20 protein-coding genes are annotated in these 24,190 nt (G+C 61.8%); 11 read left to right on the plus strand and 9 right to left on the minus strand.

From position 1 onward, the window contains the following. Positions 1-4: 4 nt before the first annotated feature. The 6 genes from R9B85_RS23130 to dapA all read left to right on the plus strand — a co-directional run bounded on the left by R9B85_RS23130 (position 5) and on the right by dapA (position 8,538). Positions 5-2,083, plus strand: coding sequence for a type VI secretion system Vgr family protein (locus R9B85_RS23130; RefSeq protein ID WP_423770616.1), 2,079 nt, complete (start codon positions 5-7; stop codon positions 2,081-2,083). After that, on the plus strand, positions 2,083-3,006 hold the full coding sequence (locus R9B85_RS23135) for a hypothetical protein (RefSeq protein WP_112254258.1): 924 nt from the start codon (positions 2,083-2,085) through the stop codon (positions 3,004-3,006). The genes R9B85_RS23130 and R9B85_RS23135 overlap by 1 nt, the downstream gene beginning before the upstream one ends. Next, positions 3,003-6,221, plus strand: a complete 3,219-nt coding sequence (locus tag R9B85_RS23140; RefSeq protein ID WP_423770617.1) for a T6SS effector BTH_I2691 family protein — start codon at positions 3,003-3,005, stop codon at positions 6,219-6,221. Before R9B85_RS23135 ends, R9B85_RS23140 begins: the two co-directional genes overlap by 4 nt. Continuing rightward, positions 6,218-7,030: a DUF6708 domain-containing protein gene (locus tag R9B85_RS23145; protein WP_313854207.1), complete on the plus strand. Its 813-nt coding sequence runs from the start codon at positions 6,218-6,220 to the stop codon at positions 7,028-7,030. The genes R9B85_RS23140 and R9B85_RS23145 overlap by 4 nt, the downstream gene beginning before the upstream one ends. Further along, positions 7,027-7,284 carry a PAAR domain-containing protein gene (locus R9B85_RS23150; protein ID WP_046613925.1) on the plus strand — a complete coding sequence of 86 codons (258 nt, stop codon included), beginning with the start codon at positions 7,027-7,029 and terminating at the stop codon, positions 7,282-7,284. The genes R9B85_RS23145 and R9B85_RS23150 overlap by 4 nt, the downstream gene beginning before the upstream one ends. 387 nt (positions 7,285-7,671) lie before the next feature. Next, complete coding sequence (dapA, locus tag R9B85_RS23155) at positions 7,672-8,538, plus strand: 4-hydroxy-tetrahydrodipicolinate synthase (protein ID WP_112254256.1); 867 nt, start codon at positions 7,672-7,674, stop codon at positions 8,536-8,538. 336 nt (positions 8,539-8,874) lie between these two features. Here the strand turns inward: dapA and R9B85_RS23160 are convergent, their stop codons facing one another. Further along, positions 8,875-9,273 (minus strand): tetratricopeptide repeat protein, encoded by a 399-nt coding sequence (locus R9B85_RS23160; RefSeq protein ID WP_112254254.1) that lies wholly within the window; start codon positions 9,271-9,273, stop codon positions 8,875-8,877. 238 nt (positions 9,274-9,511) lie between these two features. On the opposite strand from R9B85_RS23160, the gene R9B85_RS23165 reads away from it, so the two are divergent. Then, positions 9,512-11,137, plus strand: coding sequence for a methyl-accepting chemotaxis protein (locus R9B85_RS23165; RefSeq protein WP_207880043.1), 1,626 nt, complete (start codon positions 9,512-9,514; stop codon positions 11,135-11,137). Between the two features lie 576 nt (positions 11,138-11,713). On the opposite strand, the gene R9B85_RS23170 is transcribed toward R9B85_RS23165, so the two are convergent. From R9B85_RS23170 to R9B85_RS23195, 6 genes are all read right to left on the minus strand, one after another. Beyond that, complete coding sequence (locus R9B85_RS23170) at positions 11,714-12,034, minus strand: hypothetical protein (protein WP_112253892.1); 321 nt, start codon at positions 12,032-12,034, stop codon at positions 11,714-11,716. A gap of 137 nt (positions 12,035-12,171) precedes the next feature. Next, a complete protein-coding gene (locus tag R9B85_RS23175) occupies positions 12,172-12,633 on the minus strand; it encodes a hypothetical protein (protein ID WP_423770618.1) in 462 nt (153 codons plus the stop codon). 105 nt (positions 12,634-12,738) lie between these two features. After that, positions 12,739-14,580, minus strand: a complete 1,842-nt coding sequence (locus R9B85_RS23180) for a potassium transporter Kup (protein ID WP_423771074.1) — start codon at positions 14,578-14,580, stop codon at positions 12,739-12,741. 182 nt (positions 14,581-14,762) lie between these two features. Next, positions 14,763-15,989, minus strand: a complete 1,227-nt coding sequence (locus R9B85_RS23185) for an MFS transporter (RefSeq protein WP_207830397.1) — start codon at positions 15,987-15,989, stop codon at positions 14,763-14,765. Positions 15,990-16,413: 424 nt separating this feature from the next. After that, the gene (locus tag R9B85_RS23190) at positions 16,414-17,289 is read right to left on the minus strand and encodes a universal stress protein (RefSeq protein WP_423770619.1); all 876 of its coding nucleotides are present in this window, start codon (positions 17,287-17,289) and stop codon (positions 16,414-16,416) included. A gap of 252 nt (positions 17,290-17,541) precedes the next feature. Further along, complete coding sequence (locus R9B85_RS23195; protein ID WP_207830392.1) at positions 17,542-18,483, minus strand: LysR family transcriptional regulator; 942 nt, start codon at positions 18,481-18,483, stop codon at positions 17,542-17,544. Between the two features lie 143 nt (positions 18,484-18,626). Here R9B85_RS23195 and R9B85_RS23200 point away from each other — a divergent pair, with 143 nt between their 5' ends. Continuing rightward, positions 18,627-19,769 (plus strand): iron-containing alcohol dehydrogenase, encoded by a 1,143-nt coding sequence (locus tag R9B85_RS23200; protein WP_423770620.1) that lies wholly within the window; start codon positions 18,627-18,629, stop codon positions 19,767-19,769. A 45-nt stretch (positions 19,770-19,814) separates the two neighbouring features. Then, a complete protein-coding gene (locus R9B85_RS23205; protein ID WP_207830389.1) occupies positions 19,815-21,158 on the plus strand; it encodes an MFS transporter in 1,344 nt (447 codons plus the stop codon). A 121-nt stretch (positions 21,159-21,279) separates the two neighbouring features. On the opposite strand, the gene R9B85_RS23210 is transcribed toward R9B85_RS23205, so the two are convergent. Further along, complete coding sequence (locus R9B85_RS23210) at positions 21,280-22,107, minus strand: helix-turn-helix domain-containing protein (protein ID WP_241106568.1); 828 nt, start codon at positions 22,105-22,107, stop codon at positions 21,280-21,282. A gap of 190 nt (positions 22,108-22,297) precedes the next feature. On the opposite strand from R9B85_RS23210, the gene R9B85_RS23215 reads away from it, so the two are divergent. Both R9B85_RS23215 and R9B85_RS23220 read left to right on the plus strand, forming a co-directional pair. Beyond that, entirely contained in the window at positions 22,298-22,735 is a 438-nt protein-coding gene (locus tag R9B85_RS23215) for an MAPEG family protein (RefSeq protein WP_402801830.1), read from the plus strand. Positions 22,736-22,832: 97 nt separating this feature from the next. Then, on the plus strand, positions 22,833-23,066 hold the full coding sequence (locus R9B85_RS23220) for a hypothetical protein (RefSeq protein ID WP_233694910.1): 234 nt from the start codon (positions 22,833-22,835) through the stop codon (positions 23,064-23,066). A gap of 631 nt (positions 23,067-23,697) precedes the next feature. On the opposite strand, the gene R9B85_RS23225 is transcribed toward R9B85_RS23220, so the two are convergent. Next, entirely contained in the window at positions 23,698-24,075 is a 378-nt protein-coding gene (locus R9B85_RS23225; protein WP_423770621.1) for a termination factor Rho, read from the minus strand. Positions 24,076-24,190: the final 115 nt, after the last annotated feature.

Here is a 24,190-nt window from a genome sequence, read left to right on the forward strand (position 1 = left end):
CCGCATGCCTGGCCAATCCGATTTGCGCTTCACCTTCCAGCCGCTGGCTGGCCAGAGTGACTTCGAAGTGGTTTCGTTCGAACTCGACGAAATGATCAGCTCACCGTTCCAGCTGAAGCTGGAATTGATCAGTTTTGAAGACGAGGTCGACTTCGGCCAGTTGCTCGACAAACCTGTGCTGTTCACGATCTGGCGCGGTGAGCGCCCCCTGCGCTACGTGCATGGCCTGGTCAGCAGCTTCAGCCAGGGCGAGACGGGGTTCTATCGCACCCGTTACCGCGCCCTGGTCGAGCCCGTGCTGGCCCGTGCCGGCTTGCGCTCGAACTGGCGCATCTTCCAGCAGAAAACCGTACCGCAGATTCTCGAACTGATGCTCAGGCGCCAGGGCATTGCCCGTTTCGAAATCAAGAGCATGGGCGAGCACCAGGTGCGCGAGTTCTGCGTACAGGCCGGTGAAACGGACCTCGGCTTCATCGCCCGCCTGGCGGGTGAAGAGGGTTTTGTCTATCGCTTCGAGCACACACCGAAACACCACCTGCTGGTCATCACCGACCGGCTGCTGGCGCTGGGGCAGATCAGCCGAGGCGCGATCAAGGCCGACGACGAGGATGAAGACTTCTTCGATGAAGACGACATCGGCCCCGACCAGGTGCTGTACCGCGCCAACAGCGGTGGTGACCAGGCCAGGCCTTGCCTGCGCCGCCTGCGTTACAGCGAACAGGTGCGCACCGCACGCCAGGTGCAGCGGGACTACACCTTCACCAACCCGCAATACCGGCAGGAACACCGCGCAAGTGACAGTGGCATCACCCATCAGTCCCGGGACTATGAGCGCTTCGACTACCCCGGCCGCTACAAGCGCGATGCGGTCGGTGTGCCCTTCACCGCTACCCGCCTGACGGCCCTGCGCCATGACGCCCGTATTGCCGAAGTCGAGGGTGACGATATACGCCTGCAACCGGGGCTGAGCTTTACCCTCATCGAGCATCCGCGCAAAGACCTCAACGCCCATTGGCGCGTAATGCGTGTACGTCACGAGGGCAGCCAGTTCACCAGCCTGCAAGAAGAAGCTGCCGGGGCCGAACAAGGAACGCGCTACTCGCAGGAAGCCGTGCTGGTGCCCGGTCGGATCGAATGGCGACCGGCGCCATTGCCCAAACCACGCATCGACGGCCCGCACATGGCCACGGTCGTCGGGCCGCCCGGGGAAGAGATCTACTGCGACGAGTGGGGCCGGGTCAAGGTGAGCTTCCCCTGGGACCGGGAGAGCGAGAACAACGAGTTCAGCTCCTGCTGGGTGCGTGTGTCACAGGGCTGGGCCGGCGGTAGCTGGGGCTCGATGGCTATCCCACGCATCGGCCAGGACGTGATCATCCAGTACGTCAACGCCGACCCCGACCAGCCGATGATCACCGGGCGTACCTATTGCGGAAACCAGCTGCCGCCGTACGACCTGCCCGAACACAAGACCCGCATGACCATCAAGAGCCAGACCCACAAGGGCGATGGCTTCAACGAGCTGCGCTTCGAGGACGAACTCGGCAAGGAAGAAGTGTTCATCCATGCCCAGCGGGACCAGAACAATGTAGTCGGTAATGATGAGACCACGCGTGTGGGGCGTAATCGTGTCGAACAGGTTGGCAATGATGAGCACTTGAGTATCGGCCATGACTTCCACCAGGAAACCGGGCGTGACCATACCCAGCTCATCGGGCAAACCTGCCGCGTGGATATCAAGCATGACCTGATCGAGAAGATAGGCAACGATCGTAGCGAATCAACAGGGGCCAATCACCAGGCCTTTGTCGGAAAGGACGCCGAACTTGTCGTCAAAGGTGCACAAAAGGTCACGGTCGGGCAGGGCATGGAGCAACATACGACGATCTATCAGGTGCGCGCCAGTGAGCGCATCGAGTTCATGACCGCGGGCGGCAGCATTGTACTGGATGGGCAGGGCATCACCATCAATGGGCTGAAACTCGACCTGCTGGGGCAAACCAGCGCGGCTGCGTCAGGGGCTGGAGGCAGCCAGCCACTCGAGCTTGCGCCTGACGCCAGCAACAAGTGCGAGGCCAAGGTCTGATGCGCACTGATAACCTGGCCAGGCTCATCGAAAGCCACCATGGGGAGCACTTGTACTGCCACGTGCTGATAGATCCGCTTGCCACTGCTCACAAAGGCGATCACGCCGTACTTGCCCCGCTGCGCAATGCCCTGGGTGAGCAGGCATTGACCCGGGTGCACCGGGACGACCTGGCCCATGCCCCTCAACTGCATCCTGTACTGGCCTGCCTGGCTTCGCCCGGAACGCTCCCCAGTCGCGGTCTGCTGGAACTGACCGCCCGGGCAGCGCAGAGGGCGCTGTTTCAGCAACGGCGTTACCTGTGTGGCTGGCTGTTCAGCGAGGCGTCTTCGGCCACTGTCGCATCCCATCTCACAGCCTTGTGCCGGCTACCCGATTCCAATCGGGAGTTCGGCAGCTACCCGGTCTACGAACCCGTGCGCCTGGAGTTGCTTGCAGCGATGTTCGAGCGGCTCGAACAAGGCCCATGGTGGCCGATCAGTGACTGGTTGTTCCTGAGTAGCGGTGGACGGTTGGCAAGCCTGAAAGGGCAGAGCGGGCGGCGACACCCTTTGCCGGCACCTGCGCGGCGAATTCAGGATGACGTGGGGCTGATCGAACGTGTGCTGGCTACCTGGAGAGTGTTGCGGGTGGGTTCGCACCATGTCGATCAGTGTCAGATTCCAGCGTTTGCTGCGGTGCGTGCTTCGAACCATGTCGATGATGCACGCAGGTTGGGCCTGAGCGAGAGGGAGGACATCGTGGCTTTCGCTCTCCATCACCTGTGCATTCACCCCAGGCTGCATACCGTACCTGCGGTAAGCGAAATGGTCGACGCAGCAGCCAGAGGCAGGGCCCCGCTTGCCGCGTTGCTTGCGCGCTACTCCGAGGCGCAATGGCGCCAACTGATCGAATGCCTGCCGAAGTCCGAGAGTCGCTTATGACCATCAGCCAACGTATTGCCATTGCAGTCGCCGAAGCCGCGCTGCCGCACGACCAGTGCATGTCCTGCGAGCGCCAGGGCCTGCCGATCCTGCCGCTGCGTCGCGCCCTGGTGCCGGATACCCGCCCCGAGTGTGTCTCCACCGTCGCGGATAACCGGCATATCTCGACGAAGATAGGTGTGCGCACCTTGCGCATGGGCTACCTGTATGTGCTGCTCGACCAGCAGGTCTGGCATGCCTATGCCGTCAGCGAGCAGGGTCACCTGCGCCGCTTCAACCCTTACGAGCCGCCAGACGGCCCGCCATCGCCGCTGCCCGAAAAATGCGTGAACGCAGACCACGACATTCCTTCGGCCTTTCTCAACATCGATACCAGCAGGTACACCAGTGCCTGGCTGGCCTTCTCCAGCGATCCTTGGCCGGTCAGTGTGCTGAACGCCTACAAGAGCGGCGCATCGCCTGCGCATCGCTTCGAGGGCCTGGACCTGATCCAGGCGCGCAGCAATCCCGAGCTGCTGGGCATTGCCATGACGCCCGATAAGCTTGGGGTCGACCAGCAGGTATTCGAGTACGCCCAGCATGGCTGCGCCCCCTTCGACAGTGCGCATGGTTTCCACAGCCGCTGGCTGCGCCGGTTCGCCCTGCGCGGCTATCTGGTCAATGCGATCAACCGGCACCAGCTGGAAAACGGCGTGCTGGCAGTGGTGCTCGACGACACCGTCGGGCTGATTCAGGAGTACAACCATCAGCGGCTGAACTGGGTGGTGAAACGCCAGGTGTGGCGGGAAGACCCCATGCGCGCCTATCAGCTGCAGACCTCGCAGATCCTGCAGATCATTCGTGTCACGCACAGGGAGTGGGCGGCGCAGGAGGTGCCGTCGCTGGAGCCAATGACTGGCGATGGGCCGCCAGCGTTCGTCGAGCCGACAGTCGAGCGGCAGCGGTTGGTCGAGCGTGCGCAGCAGGAGAGTGACGAGCGGCTTGAACAACGCTACCACGAGCCGCAGCGGGCCGCGTTCCAGGCTGAATACGACCAGCAGGAACGTGAGTTTCAGCGCTACATCGACAAGGATGCGCAGGCGTACGTAGCCTTGTTCGATACGCCCATGTTCAAGCTGGCCGAGGCGTACGACTACGACGGTAACGATCGTGAGTCCGGGGTGGCCTACGCCAAGACCATGGCCCTGTGCCTGGGTGGTGGCGTTACCGAAGCTGTCGTCCCCCGCCTTGAACCGCATGTTCCCGCTTCCGGCACCAGCGAACTGCTCTGGTTGAAATGGCTGCAGGACCCGGACAGCCCGCCCTACCGCGCGTTGTTGATGCGGGATCGCTCTCTCCTGGCCGGGCTGCTGCCCAGTTTCTCCGCCACAGAAGCGATCAACTGGAACGACAGTGACAAGCTCTACGGCATGCTGAGCAAGATCATCGCCAGCGATGACGCCGGCTTGCGCATGCGCAATACCCTCAAGCAGGCCATTGCTGAAACGCAGAGCGCGCTCAATGCGGCCAGTCAGCGGCTGGCGCCCTGTCTGTCGCCTGGCATTCAGAAGGCCGTGCGGCATCTGAACAGTGCCACGCAGTTTCTCTACAACGGCGTGCACCTGATCGAACTGGAAGTGAAGATGAAGCTGGGCGAGTACTACGCCTTACAGAGTGCGCACCTTCGGGAGTTGCAGCACAAGGCCAATGCGTCGATCGCCGAGGCGCGGGACCGGCTGCGCCGCAATATCGATGACTTCGAGTTTGGCTCGATGAAGGCCATGCGCAAGGTGCGGCCGATCATCCAGCACGGGCTGATGAGCCTGGCCGTGCTCGATCCACGGCTGAACAACACCATGATCAGTGTGACGGTGTGGGTCGAGGGCAAGGCTGAGGAGGTGCATGGGCGGTTGTTCCAGGAAGCCAACATGGGCGTAACGCAGGCGAGCAGTGCGGCGCAGCTTGCCTTGGTGGATATCTCGGTGGCAGCGGGGACGTTGGAAGCCGATGCGCGGAAGTTGTTGCAGGGGATGAAGATCACGTCGCAGCAGGCGGCCCGATTGGTAAAAACCGGTTTTTCCGGGTTGCGCGGGATTGCTGGCAGCTGGGAGGTTCTGCTGGCGATAGGCGGGTTGTATTTGCAGCAGGACAGCCTGGGCAGGAATCAGGAAAAGGCGGAAACGGAGATTGGGCCCAAGGCGTATGAGGCCAAGTTGGCGTTGCAAGGATCGTACTTGGGAGTGTTGGGAGGGCATACCGAACTGGTTGGGCTCATTTTGAGATCAAGTGCTGGTCCACTGAATTTGACTCGGGCAAAGAGTGTCGCAGCCACTGGGGAAGTCTTGATAAGGCTTGGTGCTTTGGTGAGTTCGGTTGCAGGAGTCTTTGACGCGGCTCAAGCAATCAATGCGGCCAGGCGAACTGCCGCTGCGGGTGATGATGCCGCATACCAGCGACATCTAATTTCGGCCGGTTTGTATGTTATTGGCACTGTCGCTTTCGGATTCGCAGTACTCAATCCCTTGGTTATCGGCCCGCTGGGATTGGCGATCGCCCTCACGCTTGCTGCTTATCAACTAAGCAAACGCGCTCAGGAAAATGAATCAACTGATCTGGAGCGCTGGGTAAGGCGGTGCTGCTTTGGAAAAGCAGACGAAAAGCCGACCATTCATTGGAATGTTCCAGAACAAGCGGATATCGCTTTTGCCGAACTCAATGCTGCCACGCTAGGCGTTCAGGCGAAGTTGAATTTTGAGTCGCGCTTGGCAACTGATCCAGGGCTTCCGAAAATCGGTGGCTTGATTAGCACGGAAATAATTAAGGAACTGAAATTCTTGATCGCTTTGCCTATATACGACGAACGTTCTTCGGGATATCGCTGGAAGTTGATTGCGCATCGTCACGGTGACGGTAATCACCCTGATTACATTGGCGGGGAAACTATTGCTTCGGGCAATTTTTTTGCGAGCTCTGAAGAATTCCTCTCGCCGTCCTCTTCATTTTCGAGCTTCGCGCCTCCACGAATACCCGACCACGACTGCAATTATTCAATTAGCGAGAAGCGAAAACCTTATTCTACTGAACTCAGCCAGTTAGAGATTTCGGGCTCGATAGCGCTCATGGCGACTATAGGAAAACACACAATTGAGGCAGCTACGCTGTTGGTCATGTACTGGCCGGATCGGAGCCTGCCAAGTGGGTACGTTGAGGTTTGTGCCAGGGAGGTTAACGAGTGAAACGTGATGGTAAAGTTTTGTGGGAGCACGCTTTAGGCTGGAGCCATGACCTTCCGAAAGTAAATGAGGTACCAAAATGGCGTAACGTGTGGGCGAGTGTCAAGCCTGCACCCAATTATTTCGATGATGTATATCTCGAATTACCACGGAGCAGCACCCTCCTTCGAGGTGTTATATTTTTGATTGGAGTTCCGGGTTTGCTATTTGCTCTGGGAATTACGCTTTACTTATACTGGATCCTTTTGCATGGCAGTTGGCCGCGCGACTGGCTTACAAACATATCAATAGCTCTTCTTCCGGTAGCATTATGGGCTTTGATTCCCTATGTCAGACTTGATCTGGTTACGCCTAGAGATGAACCAATTCGCTTCAATCGACTTCGCCAAAAGATATATATTTATGAGTTTCGATATGACCGCATATTCATCTTCAGCCGCAAACGCTGGGGCGTCAAACCGATCGCCTACAACTGGGACGACGTGACCGCCGAAGTCTACCGAGTCTACGCCCCCGGCCACGGTGGCCTGATCGAGAACGTCATGCTGTCGATCCGCAACCCGGAAACCAACGAAGTCATCGACCGTGTATTCTTCACCCACAACCTCTACCAAGGCGAAGCCTACTGGGCCATCGCCCGGCTATTCATGCAGCAAGGCCCCGAAGCCCTGCCGAAATTCGTGCACCCACCGCGCGACTGGAACGATGACGATGGCCTCAGCCACATGCACTGCCTGGCGCCGAAGGTTGATTGGCCTGAGGAAATGGACCGTGAATCGCGTACTGGGCCATCAGAAGGAGAAGCTCAATGAACCCTGTCGTACTTGTAGGTCATCGACATGTCTGCCCGCTACATGGCACCAACCAGGTGGAAAGCGGCAGTGCCACGTACACCTTCAATGGCAGGGCGGTTGCCAGGGTGGGGGATCGGACCACGTGCGGCGCTGTGATCGAAAGTGGGGCTGAGCATTTCCTGATCGAAGGCGCGGCCGTGGCGCGTAAAGGTGACAGGACGGATCACGGGGGTGTGCTGGACGAGGGCGATGCCGGGTGGCTGCTGGATTGATCAAATGCCTCTTGTGCAAGATCGGGCCTGCAGGGTACGTGCACCGCTTGTGAGTTCACTTCCCTGGGCAAAAGCGCAGCCCAATGGGTTTGCGATCTCGGTGTTGACACCGGGTACGCCGCGCCACCATTATCCAGCCATATCCACGCAACGGGCTTGCCGGCATGTCCATTTTCAACCACGCCATTTCCGCTTCGGGCTTCATCGCCCAGGCAGACGCGTGCGTTGCCGTTGCCAAGAAATCCAAGAAACAGCCGCTCATCTGACCGAGGCGCGCTGTCTCGTCAGGTGGGCTGACGAGACAGAAGGCGCCAGGTATCCCTGCCAGACCACTTCGACTCTTCGCCCTGCTGACGCTGACTTTCGGTCAACATCAGGAGTTTTTGCATGTCGAATTTCCGTGGTATCTGGATCGCCCTCGTCACGCCATTGCGCGCCAATGAAATCGACTTCGCCGCCCTGGAAAAACTGGTGAAGAAGCTGCTCGAAGAGGGAGTGGCCGGTTTTGTGGTGTGCGGTACCACGGGCGAGGCGGCGGCGCTGTCCAAGGCCGAACAACTGGCCGTGCTGGATGCTGTGCTGGCCTGGGTGGAACCGGGCAGTGTGGTGATGGGGCTGTCGGGTTACAACCTGTGCGAACTGTTGGCCTTCCAGGTTGAAATCCAGCGGCGTGACATTGGCGGGCTTCTGGTCCCTGCTCCGTGCTACATCCGGCCTTCGCAGGCCGGCATCGAGGCGTTCTTCACCAGGGTGGCGGATGCCGCCAGCGTGCCGGTGATCGTCTACGACATTCCCTACCGCACCGGGGTACGCATCGAGCGTGAAACCCTGCGCCGCATCGTGCGCCATCCGCGCATTGCGGCGGTGAAGGACTGCAGCGGCGACAGCGAGACCACCATGGCCCTGATCCAGGACGGCCACGCCCAGGTGCTGGCCGGTGAGGACGTGCAGATCTTCAACAACCTGTGCCTGGGTGGCTCGGGAGCCATTTCGGCTTCGGCGCATGTGCGCGCCGACCTGTACGTGCGCATGCTGCAGCAGGTCGACAATGGCGACTGGGTAGCCGCGCGCGGAACGTTCTATCAGTTGCTGCCGTGGATGAAAATGGCCTTTGCCGAGCCCAACCCGGCTGTGATCAAGGCGGCATTGCAGGTGGAGGGGCTGATGACCGACGAACTGCGCGAGCCCATGCAAGCCTGCACGGAAACGACCCGGGGCAAGCTGCAAAGCGTGCTGGCTTCGCTCGGCGCTTGAGGACGCTCGTTTGGCGCGCCCTTTGTAGGAGCAGCCTTGTGCTGCGAAGAGGCCGGTACTGACAATGCATATCTGTTGCCTGTACCGGCCTCTTCGCAGCACAAGGCTGCTCCTACAGGGCCCCTGCTAAATCCAATGAATTATGTTTCGTTGCAGCACTGCTTCGCGGGTGAACCCGCTCCGACAGGTATGGCGCTGGTTTCAGGTACCCTCGGTTCCTGTGGGAGCGGGCATGCCCGCGAACACCGGCAACGGCGGTGCCATCCACCGCGTTGGCTGATCAGGCTTGAGCGGGCTATTTGCGCTGCCACACTTCGCCTTGCTCGCTGAGCGTCGTCAGTGCGCAGCCGTGGGCAGCATGCCGGAGCCTTGGGCCTTGTGCGCGGCCTCTATCAACTGCAGGTTGCGGCTGCGCAGGGCGTGGTTGTTGCCGACCCGCAGGTTGGAGCGCAGCGCCAGGGTCTCGGCCTGCTCATACTGCCCTTGTTGAAGGCGCAGAACACCAAGGTAATGCAACGTTGCCGGGTTGTTCGGTTGAATGTGCAGCGCGCGCTCCAGGGTGGCCGCCGCCTGGTCCAGCTGGCCGTCGGCATATTGTTGCGAGGCGGTTTCGATCAGCACGGTCGAAGCATTATTGCTGCGTGTGGGCGCGGAGCGTTCACCGGCCAGTGCGCTCGGTGCCGTGAATGCGCTGAACAACAGGAACAAGGCTGACAGAACAGGTGTGCTGGGCATCGGCAGAGGGCTCGACAGGTGTTGGGCAGGCCCCCGCTTGGCGAGGGGATGCTATCGACCGGGAGTACCAGCCGAAGTTCCCGCTTGAACACGCCACGGCCTGCCCCCGGCGACATCTGTTCGATTACCGCCCATAACCGCATCCTGGCGTCTCAAGCCTGTGCCCGTACCTCCGATAGCAGCACACCCACCGTCGAATCATCGACCAGAAGTGGTGCCAACAAGGAGTACTGCCCGCATGCTTGCCAACCTGAAGATCCGCACCGGAATGTTCTGGGTGCTATCGCTGTTCAGCGTGACTCTGCTGTTTTCCACCGTCAGTGCCTGGCGGGCTGCGGTGGGCAGTGACCAGCAGATCACCGAACTGGACCAGACCGCGCACCAGTCGGACCGGTTGAACAATGCATTGCTGATGGCGATTCGCGCCAGCGCCAATGTGTCCTCGGGCTTCATCGAACAGCTGGGTGGTCATGAGGAAAGCGCCAGCAAGCGCATGGCGCTGTCTGTCGAGTTGAACGACAAGAGCCAGAAGCTGGTGGACGAGTTTGTCGAGAACGCCCGTGAGCCTGCGTTGCATGCACTGGCATCCGCGCTGCAGGCCACCTATGGCGAGTACGCCAAGGCGGTCGCAGGGCAGCGTGAGGCAACCCGTCAACGTTCGCTCGAGCAGTATTTCAAGGTCAATACCGACGCCGGCAACGCCATGGGCCGGCTGCAGGCGCTGCGCCAGCAACTGGTCGCAGCATTGAGTGAGCGCGGTCAGCAGATCATGCTGGAATCCGACCGGCGCCTGGCGCGCGCCCAATTGCTGAGCATGGGGCTGCTGGGCGTGACGCTGTTATTGGCGGCGCTGTGCTGGGCTTTTGTTGCCCAGCGTCTGCTGCACCCGCTGCGCGAAGCCGGGCGGCACTTCCAGCGCATTGCTGGCGGCGACCTGAGCGTGCCGGTGCAGGGGCAGGGCAGTAACGAGATTGGTCAGCTGTTCCATGAACTTGAGCGCATGCAGCAGAGCCAGCGCGATACCCTGGGGCAGATCAGCAGCTGTGCCAGGCAACTGGACGCAGCGGCCACGGCGCTGAATACGGTCACCGAGGAAGGTGCCAACAACCTGCGCCAACAGGGCCAGGAACTGGAGCAGGCCGCCACCGCTGTCACCGAAATGACGACGGCCGTGGAGGAGGTTGCGCGCAATGCCATCACCACCTCGCAGACCACCAGCGAATCCAACCAGCTGGCAGCGCAAAGCCGCCGGCAGGTCAACGACAACATCGACGGTACCGAGGCCATGACCCGGGAGATCCAGGCCAGCAGCGCGCACCTGGAGCAACTGGTCGGGCAGGTGCGGGACATTGGCAAGGTGCTGGAAGTGATTCGCTCGGTGTCCGAGCAAACCAACCTGCTGGCACTCAATGCCGCCATCGAGGCGGCCCGTGCGGGCGAGGCCGGGCGCGGCTTTGCGGTGGTGGCGGATGAAGTGCGTACGCTGGCCTACCGTACGCAGCAGTCGACCCAGGAAATCGAACAGATGATCGGGCGCGTGCAGGCCGGCACCGAAGCGGCCGTGGCCTCGATGCAGGCCAGCACCAGCCGCGCTCAGTCGACGCTGGACGTGACCCTGGCCTCGGGGCAGGTGCTGGAAGGCATCTACAGTGCGATCGGCGAGATCAACGAGCGTAACCTGGTGATTGCCAGCGCAGCCGAAGAGCAGGCCCAGGTGGCGCGAGAGGTGGACCGCAACCTGCTGAACATTCGCGAGCTGTCGACATTCTCGGCCGCGGGGGCGCAGCAGACCAGTGAGGCGAGCAAGGCGTTGTCGGGGTTGGTGGGGGAGATGACGACGTTGGTGGGGCGGTTCAAAGTTTGAGGTCTGTCGGGCAGGCTGCGGGAGCGGGCGCGCCCGCGAACACCGGCGCAGCCGGTGCCATCCACCGCATCGCCTGCTTCGCGGGTAAACCCGCTCCCACAGGGTCCTCACCAGCTGACGGAATGCGCCATGCCTGTGGGAGCGGGTTCACCCGCGAACACCGGCGCAGCCGGTGCCATCCACCGCAGCGGCTGCTTCGCGGGCATGCCCGCTCCCACAGGGTCCTCACCAGCTGACGGAATGCGCCATGCCTGTGGGAGCGGGTTCACCCGCGAACACCGGCGCAGCCGGTGCCATCCACCGCATCGCCTGCTTCGCGGGCATGCCCGCTCCCACACGGACCCCGCCAGCTGACGGAATGCGCCATGCCTGTGGGAGCGGGTTCACCCGCGAACACCGGCGCAGCCGGTGCCATCCACCGCATCGCCTGCTTCGCGGGCATGCCCGCTCCCACACGGCCCCCCCCAGCTGAAGGAGTGCGGATACCTGTGGGAGCGGGTTCACCCGCGAACACCGGCGTAGCCGGTGCTATCCACCGCAGTGTCCGGTTCGAGGGTACGACTTGCGCGCCTTCAGTTATCGATCGTGCTTCGAAGAGGAGCGCCCGGCCTTGTCGTGTTCCTTGGAATGGGCAATGCCGGACCGGGTAGTACCTCGGCCGTTGTCATCGTTGCGCAGGCTTCCATAGTGGTTACCGCTCTCGCCATGGTTGCGGGTGGCCTTGCCGGCATGATCACTCTCGTAGCCGCCGCCATTACCGTTGAACCCACCTTTGCCGCCGCCATTGCCATTACCTTTGGCATACGCGGAACCGATTGGCGAGACATCGGCAGGCAACAATGCAGTTGCGCCGAGCGCCAGAGCACAAGTAAAGACGGCTACCAGGGTTTTTTTCATGTTTGTTCGCCTCCAGAAGGCGCAGGGGGGGAGCTTGAGTGCGGATACGACATGAGGTCGTCATTTAAGTTCCGCAGAGCGCGCAGCCGTTCGAAGAAGCGGCTGCCAGGCCCTTTCAGGACCTGGCAGCCTTCGCTTCATCGATCATTCTTGGAGGAGTTTTGTACCGCGCCGCTCAGCCCCTTGGCATTATGATCACCGGGCGTAGTCCCCGAGATAGCGGTAGATTTCGTCAAGCCGCGGGTATCCTTGGACTGCGCGATGCCGGAGGTCGTGGTTCCATGGCCATTGTCCTGGTTACGTGAGCTTCCATAGTGATTGCCGCTCACACCATGATCGCGCGTAGCCTTGCCAGCATGATCACCCGCGAGGCCTGCACCATTGCCAGTGCCATTGTGCCCACCCATGCCGGCGCCACGCCCGCCGCCATTGCCGCCGCCGTGGCCACCACCACCGTGGCCGCCACCGCCACCGCCACCGCCACCGCCGCCACCACCTTTGGCATACGCTGAACCGATCGGCGAGATATCGGCAGGCAACAATGCCGTTGCGCCGAATGCCAAAGCACACGCAAAGACGGCCACCAGGGATTTTCTCATGTTGTTTCGCCTCCAACGGCGCAGGTAGAGCTCAGGTGCTGATAAGACTCGCGGCGGCTTTGCAAGTTCTATCGTCCTGACAGAAGGATCGCGATCCATGACGGCTCAGATTTCGACCTGAGTGCCAAGCTCGATCACCCGGTTAAGCGGCAGCTGGAAGTACTTCAGGTTGCTGTTGGCATTCTTCAGCAGGAAGGCAAACAGGTGCTCCCGCCAGCGGGCCATGCCCATCTTCCTGCCTGCAATGGCTGTCTCCCGGCTGAGAAAATAGGTGGTGCGCATGGGGCCGAACTCCAGGTCCGCACGTTGGCAGCGGCTTAACGCCAAGGGCACGTCGGGCTCCTCCATGAAACCGAAATGCAGGCTCACGCGGTAGAAGCCGTCACCAAATGCCTCGACCTCACAGCGCTTGCCAGCGCTGACCCGTGGCTCATCCTCGAACACGACGGTCAACAGCACCACTTGTTCATGCAGTACCTGGTTATGCAGCAGGTTGTGCAGCAAGGCGTGGGGCACCGCCTCTGGCCTGGCGGACAGGAACACGGCAGTACCGCCCACGCGATGAGGCGGCTGGGCCTTGAGGCTGGTAATGAACAGGTCCAGCGGCAGTGAGCTCTCGTCCAGCCGCTCGACGATGATCCTTCGCCCGCGCTTCCAGGTAGTCATCAGGATGAACAGCGCCAGGCCCGCAATCACCGGAAATGCACCGCCCTGGAGGATCTTCGGCGCATTGGCGGCAAAATACAGGCTGTCTACCAACAGCAACGCCAGCAGCATCGGCACGGCCAGCCAGCGTGGAGCCTTCCACAACAACAGCACCACTGCCGAAGCCAGCAGGGTGGTGATGAGCATGGTCCCGGTCACGGCTACGCCATAGGCTGCCGCCAGCGCCCCGGACGACTCGAAGCCAACCACCAGCAGCACCACGCCGACCATCAGTGCCCAGTTCACCATGCCGATGTAGATCTGCCCCTGTTCCTCGCTGGAGGTATGCTGAATGAACATGCGCGGTACATAACCCAGCTGGATGGCCTGGCGCGTCAACGAGAACGCGCCGGAGATCACGGCCTGGGACGCGATGATGGTGGCCAGCGTGGCCAGCCCGACCATGGGCAGCAGGGCCCATTCGGGCGCCAGCAGATAAAACGGGTTGCGCACTGCCTGCGGGTCGCCGAGGATCAAGGCGCCCTGGCCGAAGTAGTTCAGCACCAGGCCGGGCAGCACCAGCATGAACCATGCCCGGGCAATGGGTTTGCGGCCGAAGTGCCCCATATCGGCGTAGAGTGCTTCGGCGCCGGTCAGGGCCAGCACCACCGCGCCCAGAATCGCCACCCCCATGCCCGGGTGCAGCAGGAAGAACTTCACCGCCCAGAGCGGATTGAGCGCCTGCAGCACTTCCGGGCGCTGGACGATGCCGTGCAGGCCCAGTGCACCCAGCACGATGAACCACAGCACCATGATCGGCCCGAAGAGGATGCCGATGCGCGCGGTGCCGTGCTTCTGGATCAGGAACAGCGCCACCAGTACCACCACCGACAGCGGCACGACCCAGTGTTCGATACCGTCGAAGGCCAGTTGCAGCCCCTCGACGGCCGATAGCACGGAAATCGCCGGCGTGATCATGCTGTCGCCGTAGAACAGCGCGGCGCCGAACAGGCCGAGCAGCACCAGTATCCTGCCCAGCCGCTGGTAGGGCGCCGCCGCCCGATGCGCCAAGGCGGTCAGGGCCATGATGCCACCCTCGCCCTGGTTGTCGGCACGCAGGATGAACAGTACGTACTTCAGCGACACCACCCACAGCAACGACCAGAACACCAGGGAAAGCACGCCCAGTACACCGGCGGTATTGGCCTGCACGCCGTAGTGCCCGGCGAACACTTCCTTGAGGGTGTACAGCGGGCTGGTGCCGATGTCGCCATACACCACGCCGACAGCGGCGACGAGCATGCCGATGGGGTTGGACTTGCCGGGAAGGGATTGGTTTGCGATGACGGTGGACTGGCTCACGAAAGGCTTCTCTGGACTGGCGGGTTGAAATGCATGCCATCCTTGAGCATCGCGCGCCCAGTATTCCTTCTGGCTGTCGGCTCAGCCGTAAAAAGAGCGTAAAAAATCAGCCTGCGCCCTGCTCAGGCAGATTGTGCCGCCAGGCTGTTGCTGACGTTGCGCCCCAGCACCAGCACCGTAGCGAAACCGCAGCCCACCAGGGCCGTGGCCAGACTCAACAGTACCGAGCTGCCCAACTGGTCGACGATCCGCCCGCCGAAGAACGAACCCAGCGCAATGATCACCTGGAACATGGCGACGAACAGCGGCATGCCACGTTCGACATCCTTGGGCGCGACGACGAACATCCAGATACTGGCGCAGGCCGGGAACGCACCGAAGGCGAAGCCCCACAACCCGATCAACATTGCGGCACCGGTCATGCCGGTGGCGAAGTGGGGGAACAGGGCGGTGCTGGTGCCGATCATCAGTGCGACCAGCAGCAGAGTGTGACGTACGCTGCGGTTGGCGGCGAAACCGGCGAAGATGTTGCCGAATACCCCGGCCACACCATAGAGCAGCAGCAACGAGCCAATGGTCGGCCCATCGAAGCCGGAGCTTTGTTTGAAGAACGGGGCGACATAGGTGTACGCGGCAAAGTGCGCCAGGCCGATCAGCAACACGGCGATCAGGCCAACCCGCGCTTGTGGGTTGATGAACAGGGCCGGCAGGTCGCTGATGCGAATGGCCTTGTCCGGGTTGAGCCGCGGTAGCAACAGGATCTGCGCCAGCAGCACCGGTACGCCCAGTAGCGCGGTTACCAGGAAGGTCATGCGCCAGCCCATCAGGCCACTCAACCAGGTGCCTACCGGCACGCCCAGCACTGTGGCCAGGGTTACACCGACCATGATGATCGAGGTAGCCTGGGCTACGCCCACGCCCTTGGGCGCCAGGCGGCCGCTGAGGGCAATGGCCGTGGCCCAGAAACCGCCGATACTCACGCCCAGCAGTACGCGGCCGAACAGCAGCAGGCTGAAGTCACTGGCGTAGGCCACCACCGCGTTGGCGATGATCATGATCAGCGTCAAGCCGATCAGCAGGTAGCGACGGTCCAGGGCGCCAATGCCCACCGACAGCAATGGGGCGGCGAGGGCGGCCATGATGCCGGGCAGGGTAACCATCAGGCCGGCGTGGCCTGCACTGATGCCGAGGTCGCTGGCGACATCGTTGAGTACGCCCACCGGCAGAAACTCGCTGGTCACCAGGGCGAAGGCACCGACGGCGACGGAGAGAATGGCCAGCCACTGTTGGCTGACACTCTGTTGATCATGTTCGGGGCGGCCGCGAGGGGCCTGACTGGCACTTGGCATGGTATTGGATTCCAAGAGAGGGATGTCGCCTGAGGCAGGCGCAGGAGCGGGGGAAATGTGCTGGCGATTATAGGGGGTGGTTTTGCCGGGCCAACAGGCGGGGGGCTCGATAGTAATCATCAGCGCAATCGATGAAACGCCTTGCGCAGAGCACCCGCTGTTGGCCGGGGAGTTATGCTACAGGTTCCGCAAGCAGGTGTTGCGGAGGATGGCACGGGCTTCGCCCGTGTTCGCGGGTGAACCCGCTCCCACAGGTTTGTGTGCTGCTTGAGGCCAGAAAAGACCTGGGGACGCAACGGTCTTGCTCACAACCTGAACGCTGGCGCGATCCCTGTGGGAGCGGGTTTACCCGCGAAGCAGGCGCCGCGGTGGATAGCGCGGGCTTCGGTGGAGGACACACAAGCGTCCTCCCCATCAATCGACCCTATGGCGACACCAGCACATCGCACTGGGACTCGTTCAGCACATGCTTGGTGACGCTGCCAATCAGCAGCTCTTCAAGCGCACTTTCCCCTTGCTTGCCGACCACGATCAGGTCGCATTCCAGCGCTTGTTCCTGCTCGGCAATCTGCCAGCCAGGGTCACCGTGCACCACGATTTGCCGAGCATCGGCCACTCCGGCGATTTCGCTCAAGACGGCGAGTTGTTTCACCGCATCTTTGTGGATGACATTGCGATAGTGCGTCAGGGTGTCGTGATCGATGTTGGCGAAGCGCATGCTGCCTTCGAACGGCGCCTCGTACACATGCAGCAAAATGATCTCGGCCTGTGGGGCAATGGCTTTTGCCAGTTTGATGGCGCGCAGTGACGAAGACGAAAAATCAACTGCAACCAGCAAGGTGCGGTACGCATCGCGAGGTGCCTGCTTGACCACCAGCAAAGGGCAGGGCATGTGGTTCAGCATTTTCTGCACAGTGGAGCCCAGCAGCAGGCGCCTCGCCACGCTCTGGCCCTTTGCCCCACACACCAGCAGGTCGTTGCGTTTATCCTGCACCACGCGGGTGATCTCCGTGGTCACCGAGCCGTGCGCGACTTGCACGCCAGCGGCGATGTCGTAGCGCTGGAACAGCATTGCAGCCAGTGCGCGAATTTTTTCACCAGCGGTATCCAGTACACGCTTCAGCAGATCGTCATCAGGTGCCACCAGTTGCTTCAGGCGCTCGAAGGGGGCCGGGTTGGCAACGTATAGCAGGTCCAGTGATGCTTGTTGCGCCTTGCACAAGTGCGCAGCGCGCTCTGCCGCGTTGCGGGCAGAGGTGGACAGGTCGGTGGCTACCAGTACGTGGTTCAGCGGGCTCATGTGGGGTTCCTTATCCAAAGCCGCGCACGGTGATCGATGGCGATGCCTTGAGCACGATGCGCCTGGCGGTTGTCGATTCGTTCCTTGCTGGCAGCCATCGTCTCGCGAACCCGGCCCGGCGACTTGATGTGTGTCAAAGGAGTGAGTGACCTATCTTGAGCTGACCACTTCTGCGCACCAAATCAACGCCAGCGGGCATCGGCAACAAGTCCGCGGCTCATGATGCTCTAGGTCTTCTGTCTGGCAACACGATCAGCTGTCGTTGTGGTGTGCGCCATGCGACAGCAGCAGTTCGGCGAGCTTGTCCATGGCCGGTGTCGCCTGGCTGCCCTTGCGGGTGACCAGCTCATACGGGTCGCTGACCGAACCCATGGTCAGGGGCAGAATGCGGACCTGTTGGTTCATCGCACATTGCCGAGCCACGTCGATCGACACCAGTGCCACGAAGTCGGGGCTGTTCTGCAGCAGCGACAAGGTCGCCAGGATCGAGGTGGTCTCCACCAGGTGCAGCGGGAAGCGCAGCCCGGCATCGTGGAATTCGCGCTCGAGCTGTACCCGCATCGGCATGTTGGCCCGGTACACGATCCAGCGGCTCTCCGCCAGGTCTGCAAGGTTCAGGTTTTGCGCGTGCTTGAGCGGGTGGTCGATATTGGCAATGACCGCCAGCGTCTCGTCCTGGACAAACCGGCTGGAAAACAGCTGAGGGGTATTGCTCACGCTGGTGCGGCACAAGGCGACGTCCAGGCGACCGCTTTCGATCTGTGCCAGCAGCGACTGGCTGGTGTCTTCAATGATTTCGAACGACATCTGCGGCTGGATGCTGGCCAGCTGCGACACCGCCCTCATCAGCAATGGCACGGCGCCCATGATTGCCCCCACCGCCAGCCGGCCGCCGACCCCGCGCAGGATGGCATCCAGGTCATGCCGCAGGTTTGAAATGTCCGTTTGCACCACGCGTGCGTAGCGGATAGCGCAGTGCCCGGCAGCCGTGGGCTCCAGCCCGCGATTGGTGCGGTTGAACAGCACCGTGCCGAAGGTGGTTTCGATTTCCTGCAAGGCCTTGCTCGCCCCGGGCTGGGTAAGCCCGACACTGCTTGCCGCACCGAGCAGCGAGCGGTGCTCGTCCAGCTCGATGAGCAGGCGCAGGTGGCGAGCGTGGAGCCTGGACATGATCGAGTTGAGTGATGGGGTCATCTGGTATGCGTCCGGGTTATACCGATATGGATTGTTCTCAATACCATGGTCAGGCGCGCATTCCTATACTGGCGCTGCACGGTGTCGCATCCAGTGCGGCTGAACCGCCTATAAAAATAACCCCAGGAGGCTGCTGAGGCCCTATGTCCCTGATCAACTACATCACTCAGATCCAGTTCGATGTCGGCGCCATTGTGCATCTGCCTGCCGAGTGCGAGCGCGTTGGTATAACCAGGCCTTTGATCGTGACCGACCGTGGCGTGCGTGCCGCCGGTATCGTCGATGTGGCCTTGAGCACGTTCAGCAACAGCAGCGCGCAATGGCCGATCTATGACGGCACGCCGCCCAACCCGAACGAGAACGCCGTGCGTGAAGCGGTGGCCATGTTCCAGGAGTGTGGCTGTGACGGGATCATCGCCATTGGTGGGGGCTCGGCGATCGACCTGGCCAAAGGTGTGGCCGTGTGTGCCAGGCACGACGGTCCATTGAAAAGCTTTGCGGTGGTCGAGGGCGGCCTGGCCCGCATCACACCGGCAACCGCATCGGTGATCGCCGTACCGACCACGGCGGGCACCGGCAGCGAGGTAGGGCGGGGTGCCATCCTGATTCTCGACGACGGGCGCAAGGTGGGTGTCATCTCGCCCCATGTGGTGCCCAAGGCCGCCATCTGCGACCCGGCGCTGACCCTTGGCCTGCCCGCGCAACTCACCGCCGCCACCGGCATGGATGCCATTGCCCATTGCCTGGAAACCTTCATGGCACCTGCGTTCAACCCGCCCGCCGATGGCATTGCCCTGGATGGCCTGTGGCGTGCCTGGCGCTTCATCGAAACCGCCACCCGCGAGCCCGGCAACCTGGATGGCCGCATCAACATGATGAGTGCTTCGCTGCAAGGCGCCCTGGCATTCCAGAAGGGCCTGGGCTGCGTGCACAGCCTCAGCCACGCGCTGGGCGGTATCAACCCACGGCTGCACCATGGCACCCTCAACGCGATCTTCCTGCCCGCCGTCATCACCTTCAACCGCAAGGCCGAGACGGTGTTGAACGAGCACAAGATGCAGCGCATTGCCCTGGCGATGGGGCTGGCTGACGAAGGCCGGATCGAAGACGCCATCCGCCAGATGACTCGCGCGCTGGGCCTGCCGACCGGCCTGCGCGAGCTGGGCGTCAGCGAAGAGCTGTTCCCGCGCATCATCCAGGGCGCGCTGGCCGATCACAGCCACCGCACCAACCCACGTGAGGCATCTGCCGAAGACTACCAGTGGCTGCTTGAGGCATCCCTGTAATTCGCTGATCCGCTGTTCAACCAATAACAACAAAAGTGAACGCCCATGACTACCAAATATGCGCAAGCCGAGCTTGGCCGCGAGCCTGAAGCGACCGCGAGCTCGAACCCGCTCAGGAAGTACCAGGTCATCACCGTCAGCCTGCTGCTGGTGATCGGCATCATCAACTACGTCGACCGCAGCGCGCTGTCGATCGCCAACACTTCGATCCAGCGAGACATGGCGATCACGCCGTCGCAGATGGGCATTCTGTTGTCGGCGTTTTCCCTGGCCTATGCCTTTTCCCAGTTGCCGCTGGGCATGATCATCGACCGGCTGGGCAGCAAGATCTCGCTGGGGGCGGCGCTTCTGGGCTGGTCGGTGGCGCAGACAGCCACCGGCCTGATCAACAGTTTTTCCGCGTTCATCGGGCTGAGGGTGGTGCTGGGGATTGGCGAGGCACCGATGTTCCCGTCGGCGGCCAAAGCGCTGGCGGAGTGGTTCGCGGCCGAGAAACGCGGCACGCCGACCGGCATCGTGCTGTCATCGACCTGCATCGGGCCGTGCATTGCGCCGCCGCTGCTGACGCTGCTGATGGTCACCTGGGGCTGGCGAGGCATGTTCATCGTCACTGGGGTGTTCGGCATTCTGGTCGCCGCGTGCTGGTTTGCCTTCTATAAAAGCAAGGAACGTTACCTGGCCGAGTTGCCTGCCGAGGAGCGTGAGCGCCTGCTGGCGGCCCAGGCGCAAAAACAGGCGGTGGCAACGGCCAGGCCGAGCATGAAGGCACAACTGGCGGCATGGGCCGAGCTGTTCCGGCACAAGAGCACCTGGGGCGCTGTACTGGGCTTCATGGGGGTGATCTACATGCTGTGGCTGCACCTGACCTGGTTGCCGGGCTACTTCGAACGTGAGCACGGGTTGAGCTTGTACAAGACGGCCTGGGTGGTGTCCCTGGCCTACGTTTTTGGCGCCCTTGGCACCATTGTCGCGGGCCGTGTGTGCGACCGCCTGGTGAGGAACGGCGCCAGCGTGCTGGGTAGTCGCAAGCGGGTAGTGGTGAGTGCACTGTTCGCGGCGGCGGCTTTCACCGTGCCGCTATCGTTCGGCAGCGGCTTCATGCTCAGCGTGGCCCTGCTGTGCTGCGCGTTGTTCAGCGTGAACATGGCCAGTTCCACCGCCTGGATGATTGCCAACACCGTCGTGGATAGCCGGCGTGTAGCCTCGTTTGGCTCCATCCAGAACTTCGGCGGTTACCTTGCGGGTTCGGTGGCACCGATCGTGACGGGGTTCAGCATTCAGCAGACCGGGTCGTTTGCTTCGGCGTTCCTGATCAGTGCGGCGGTCGCGGCGGTGGCGGCGATGGCCTATGTGTTGCTGCTGAAGCAGCCAGTGTCTGCTGACAGGTAACTCCCGTAGAAGATCGACCAGACCTTTGGGCTGCGCTTTCGCACAGGGAACAAGGCTCGCGTGACCGCATGTGCTTTTCAATTTTGAGCAAGACAGTTGCTCCCCAAAGGTGCCCGCTAAATCAACGATGAGGCCGACTCGGCGAATGGCCCTGTTCGAACGCCGCCAGCATCCTTTGCCGCGTCAGCGGGTCGGCAGGAATCAGGTGCTCGATGCGCAGCGATTCCACGGTGATGTCCAGTGGCATGCCGAAGGTGGTGAAGGTGGACAGAAACCTCAGCTCGCCGTCCGGGGTGTTCACACGGGTCAGCAACACCGGCGTGGCACTCGTCGCCTGGGTGGGGTTGCGTGGGGCTGGCAGGTCGCGCAGGCGCCTTGCCAGCGCCGGGTTGCCGGCGGCTTCCCTGGACGCACGTTGCCAGGCAACGGCGCGGATCTCCGCTGCATTGGCCAAATGGTCACCCAGGCCGCCGGGTTGAAGCAGTGTTTCCAACAGGTTGAGGCCTGACGCCGCCTGTGCGGCAATACCCGCCATCGCCAACAGCAAGCCGGTGCTGGCATTTGCGGCGATGACGTTCCAGTTGCTGTCGATGACGATTGCAGGCGCCGGGTTGTTTGCCTGCAGGATGTGCTCGATGGCGGCATGCACCAAGGCCAGTTCGGGGGCATCGAGCGGCGAGGCTGCGTAGCGGGGGGCGTACCCGGCCGCGACGAACACTTCGTTGCAGTGCTCCAGTGGGGCGCCAAGGGCCGAAAGCAGGGCATGCAGTGTGCCGGGGCTGGCGTTGGCGCGCCCTGTCTCCACGCAGCTCAGATGACGCTGTGATAGCCCGGCCAGCAGCGAAAGTTCAAGCTGGCTGAGCCCGGCCTGCTGGCGCAGGTGGCGCAGTTGCTGGCCCGCCGATGTGCTCGGTGCGGGGCTTTTGCGATGGAATGGATGATGACTCATGCGTTGACCCTGACCGTCCTTGAGTACAGCGTCCATGACCTCACAGGTCATTGAGCGCAGCCAACCCTACCACTACCGTGCCGAAAAACCCTACTCAGGAGAGGACGATGGGCATGCGTATCTGTGCGCTGGCGTTGCTGGGGCGGCTGATTCACTTTGTGGTCAGGGGCGTTGCCGGGGAGCGCCAGCCATGAGCAACGCCTTGGCTGTATACGCGCTGTGTGTGGTCGTGCTGTTCTTCAAGATGTTCATGGTCTCCTGTTACCAGGGTTTTTACCGCTTGCGCTTCGTGGCTTTCACCAATCCGGAGGATGCCGCTGTCTTCAAGCGACCTGCGCAGGTAGCGGAGCGGCCGGAGGTAGCTCGCGGCGCCAGGGTATGGGCCAACGATCTGGAAAATATCCCGGTATTCTTCGCCCTCTGCGGGCTGGCCATTGCCCTAGGTACAGCGGAGGGGCCCAACGCCGGGCTGAGCATCGTGTTCACCCTTGCCAGGGTCCTGCACACATGGGCCTATCTGGCAGAGCTGCAGCCCTGGCGTACCGTGTTTTATGGCATCGGGGTCGTTTGCCTGTTGGGTTTTTGCGTAATCATCACGGCGAGAGTAATGAATTCGTTTGTCTTCTGATACTGCTCGGCCTTAGACATGTTGCGGTTGCTTTTTCATGAGCCAACTTGATGCTTTCCTGTAACGGTACTAATACTAAGAAACTGCCGGGAGGGGGATGATCATGCAGACGCGCTTTGTTGTGGTTCCCGCTGTGCCGCTCAAGAAAGAGATTTACCCTCGCAGTCTTGGCTTTCCCGCGACGTTAGGGGAGGGTTATGACCTTTATGACACACAAGAAAAGCTGCGCCTGACCCTCAACTACCCGACACGCGCCGAGGCGGAATTCGTATGTGCGTCCCGCAACAGTTGCCTTGATGCTGGCGTGGCGGATATAGCCGGGAATGGTTGATGCTGATGATGTTCCGTGGGCCTTGAATGCGACGCGGTCCGGGTAGGAACAACTGACCGGCGTAGCCGGTGTCATGCACCACGATGCCTGCTTCGCTGGCGCGCGTCCGGCCGAGGATTGGCGCCATTCCTGTTAAGGCCATAGCCTCGCTCAAAGATCCTGAAGCCTGCACGGTCGGTGTGGGAGCGGCTTTAGCCGCGAACACCGGCGTAGCCGGTGCCATGCACCGTGTTGGATTCTTCGCGGCTGAAGCCGCTCCCACAGGGTACGCGGACTGCTTGCGAATTCAGTTCTCCAAGCGACAGCGCAGCCCAAAGGGCTGGGCCATCTCCCACGGGGATTGTGCCCGACCGAGGATTGGCGCCATTCCTGTTAAGGCCATAGCCTCGCTCAAAGATCCTGAAGCCTGCACGGTCGGTGTGGGAGCGGCTTTAGCCGCGAACACCGGCGTAGCCGGTGCCATGCACCGTGTTGGATTCTTCGCGGCTGAAGCCGCTCCCACAGGGTACGCGGACTGCTTGCGAATTCAGTTCTCCAAGCGACAGCGCAGCCCGAAGGGCTGGGCCATCTCCCACGGGGATCGCGCCCGGCCGAGGATTGACGCCATTCCGCGGGTGGCGGAGGGCTTGCGTCATGCCTGCGCGAGCGCTTCCACCAATTGCGCCTTGGTCATGGTGGAGCGCCCCTTGATGTCTTTACGACGCGCTTCTTTCATCAGGCTTTGCTTACTCTGGGTTTCCAGGGAACTGCCTGATTTGCGGGAATGACCCTGGCGTGACTTCGCTGCACGTTTGGCAGAGTCCGAACGGGCAGTCTTCTTTTCGCTGGAGGATGTCGTTTGCCCCGAGCCTCCTTTTTTCTCACCACCCCCGGACTGCTTGTTGACGGTGGCCCAGGCCCGCGCCTCGGCCTGGTCTTTCGGCACGCCTTTGTGCTCGTAGCTTTCCTCGATATGTTCGGCCTTGCGCTTCTGCTTGTCGGTGTATTTGTCCTTGTCGCCGCGTGGCATGGCATTCTCTCCCGTCTGGTTTGCATGAGCGGTTGAATGCCGGGGCAACGCCAGAGTGCCCGGTAATGGACGAGTGGTGTCAGGAAACCCGCTGCCGCTGGAAACTGTCATTCAA

Source organism: Pseudomonas sp. NLJ1, from assembly GCF_049486705.1.
GTDB lineage: Bacteria > Pseudomonadota > Gammaproteobacteria > Pseudomonadales > Pseudomonadaceae > Aquipseudomonas > Aquipseudomonas inefficax.

Coding starts and splice junctions, on each gene's coding strand:
- R9B85_RS23130 (WP_423770616.1), top strand. CDS start 5: ATGCCTGGCCAATCCGATTTGCGCTTCACCTTCCAGCCGCTGGCTGGC.
- R9B85_RS23135 (WP_112254258.1), top strand. CDS start 2,083: ATGCGCACTGATAACCTGGCCAGGCTCATCGAAAGCCACCATGGGGAG.
- R9B85_RS23140 (WP_423770617.1), top strand. CDS start 3,003: ATGACCATCAGCCAACGTATTGCCATTGCAGTCGCCGAAGCCGCGCTG.
- R9B85_RS23150 (WP_046613925.1), top strand. CDS start 7,027: ATGAACCCTGTCGTACTTGTAGGTCATCGACATGTCTGCCCGCTACAT.
- dapA (WP_112254256.1), top strand. CDS start 7,672: ATGTCGAATTTCCGTGGTATCTGGATCGCCCTCGTCACGCCATTGCGC.
- R9B85_RS23160 (WP_112254254.1), bottom strand. CDS start 9,273: ATGCCCAGCACACCTGTTCTGTCAGCCTTGTTCCTGTTGTTCAGCGCA.
- R9B85_RS23165 (WP_207880043.1), top strand. CDS start 9,512: ATGCTTGCCAACCTGAAGATCCGCACCGGAATGTTCTGGGTGCTATCG.
- R9B85_RS23170 (WP_112253892.1), bottom strand. CDS start 12,034: ATGAAAAAAACCCTGGTAGCCGTCTTTACTTGTGCTCTGGCGCTCGGC.
- R9B85_RS23175 (WP_423770618.1), bottom strand. CDS start 12,633: ATGAGAAAATCCCTGGTGGCCGTCTTTGCGTGTGCTTTGGCATTCGGC.
- R9B85_RS23180 (WP_423771074.1), bottom strand. CDS start 14,580: ATGCTCGTCGCCGCTGTCGGCGTGGTGTATGGCGACATCGGCACCAGC.
- R9B85_RS23185 (WP_207830397.1), bottom strand. CDS start 15,989: ATGCCAAGTGCCAGTCAGGCCCCTCGCGGCCGCCCCGAACATGATCAA.
- R9B85_RS23190 (WP_423770619.1), bottom strand. CDS start 17,289: ATGAGCCCGCTGAACCACGTACTGGTAGCCACCGACCTGTCCACCTCT.
- R9B85_RS23195 (WP_207830392.1), bottom strand. CDS start 18,483: ATGACCCCATCACTCAACTCGATCATGTCCAGGCTCCACGCTCGCCAC.
- R9B85_RS23200 (WP_423770620.1), top strand. CDS start 18,627: ATGTCCCTGATCAACTACATCACTCAGATCCAGTTCGATGTCGGCGCC.
- R9B85_RS23205 (WP_207830389.1), top strand. CDS start 19,815: ATGACTACCAAATATGCGCAAGCCGAGCTTGGCCGCGAGCCTGAAGCG.
- R9B85_RS23210 (WP_241106568.1), bottom strand. CDS start 22,107: ATGAGTCATCATCCATTCCATCGCAAAAGCCCCGCACCGAGCACATCG.
- R9B85_RS23215 (WP_402801830.1), top strand. CDS start 22,298: ATGAGCAACGCCTTGGCTGTATACGCGCTGTGTGTGGTCGTGCTGTTC.
- R9B85_RS23220 (WP_233694910.1), top strand. CDS start 22,833: ATGATCATGCAGACGCGCTTTGTTGTGGTTCCCGCTGTGCCGCTCAAG.
- R9B85_RS23225 (WP_423770621.1), bottom strand. CDS start 24,075: ATGCCACGCGGCGACAAGGACAAATACACCGACAAGCAGAAGCGCAAG.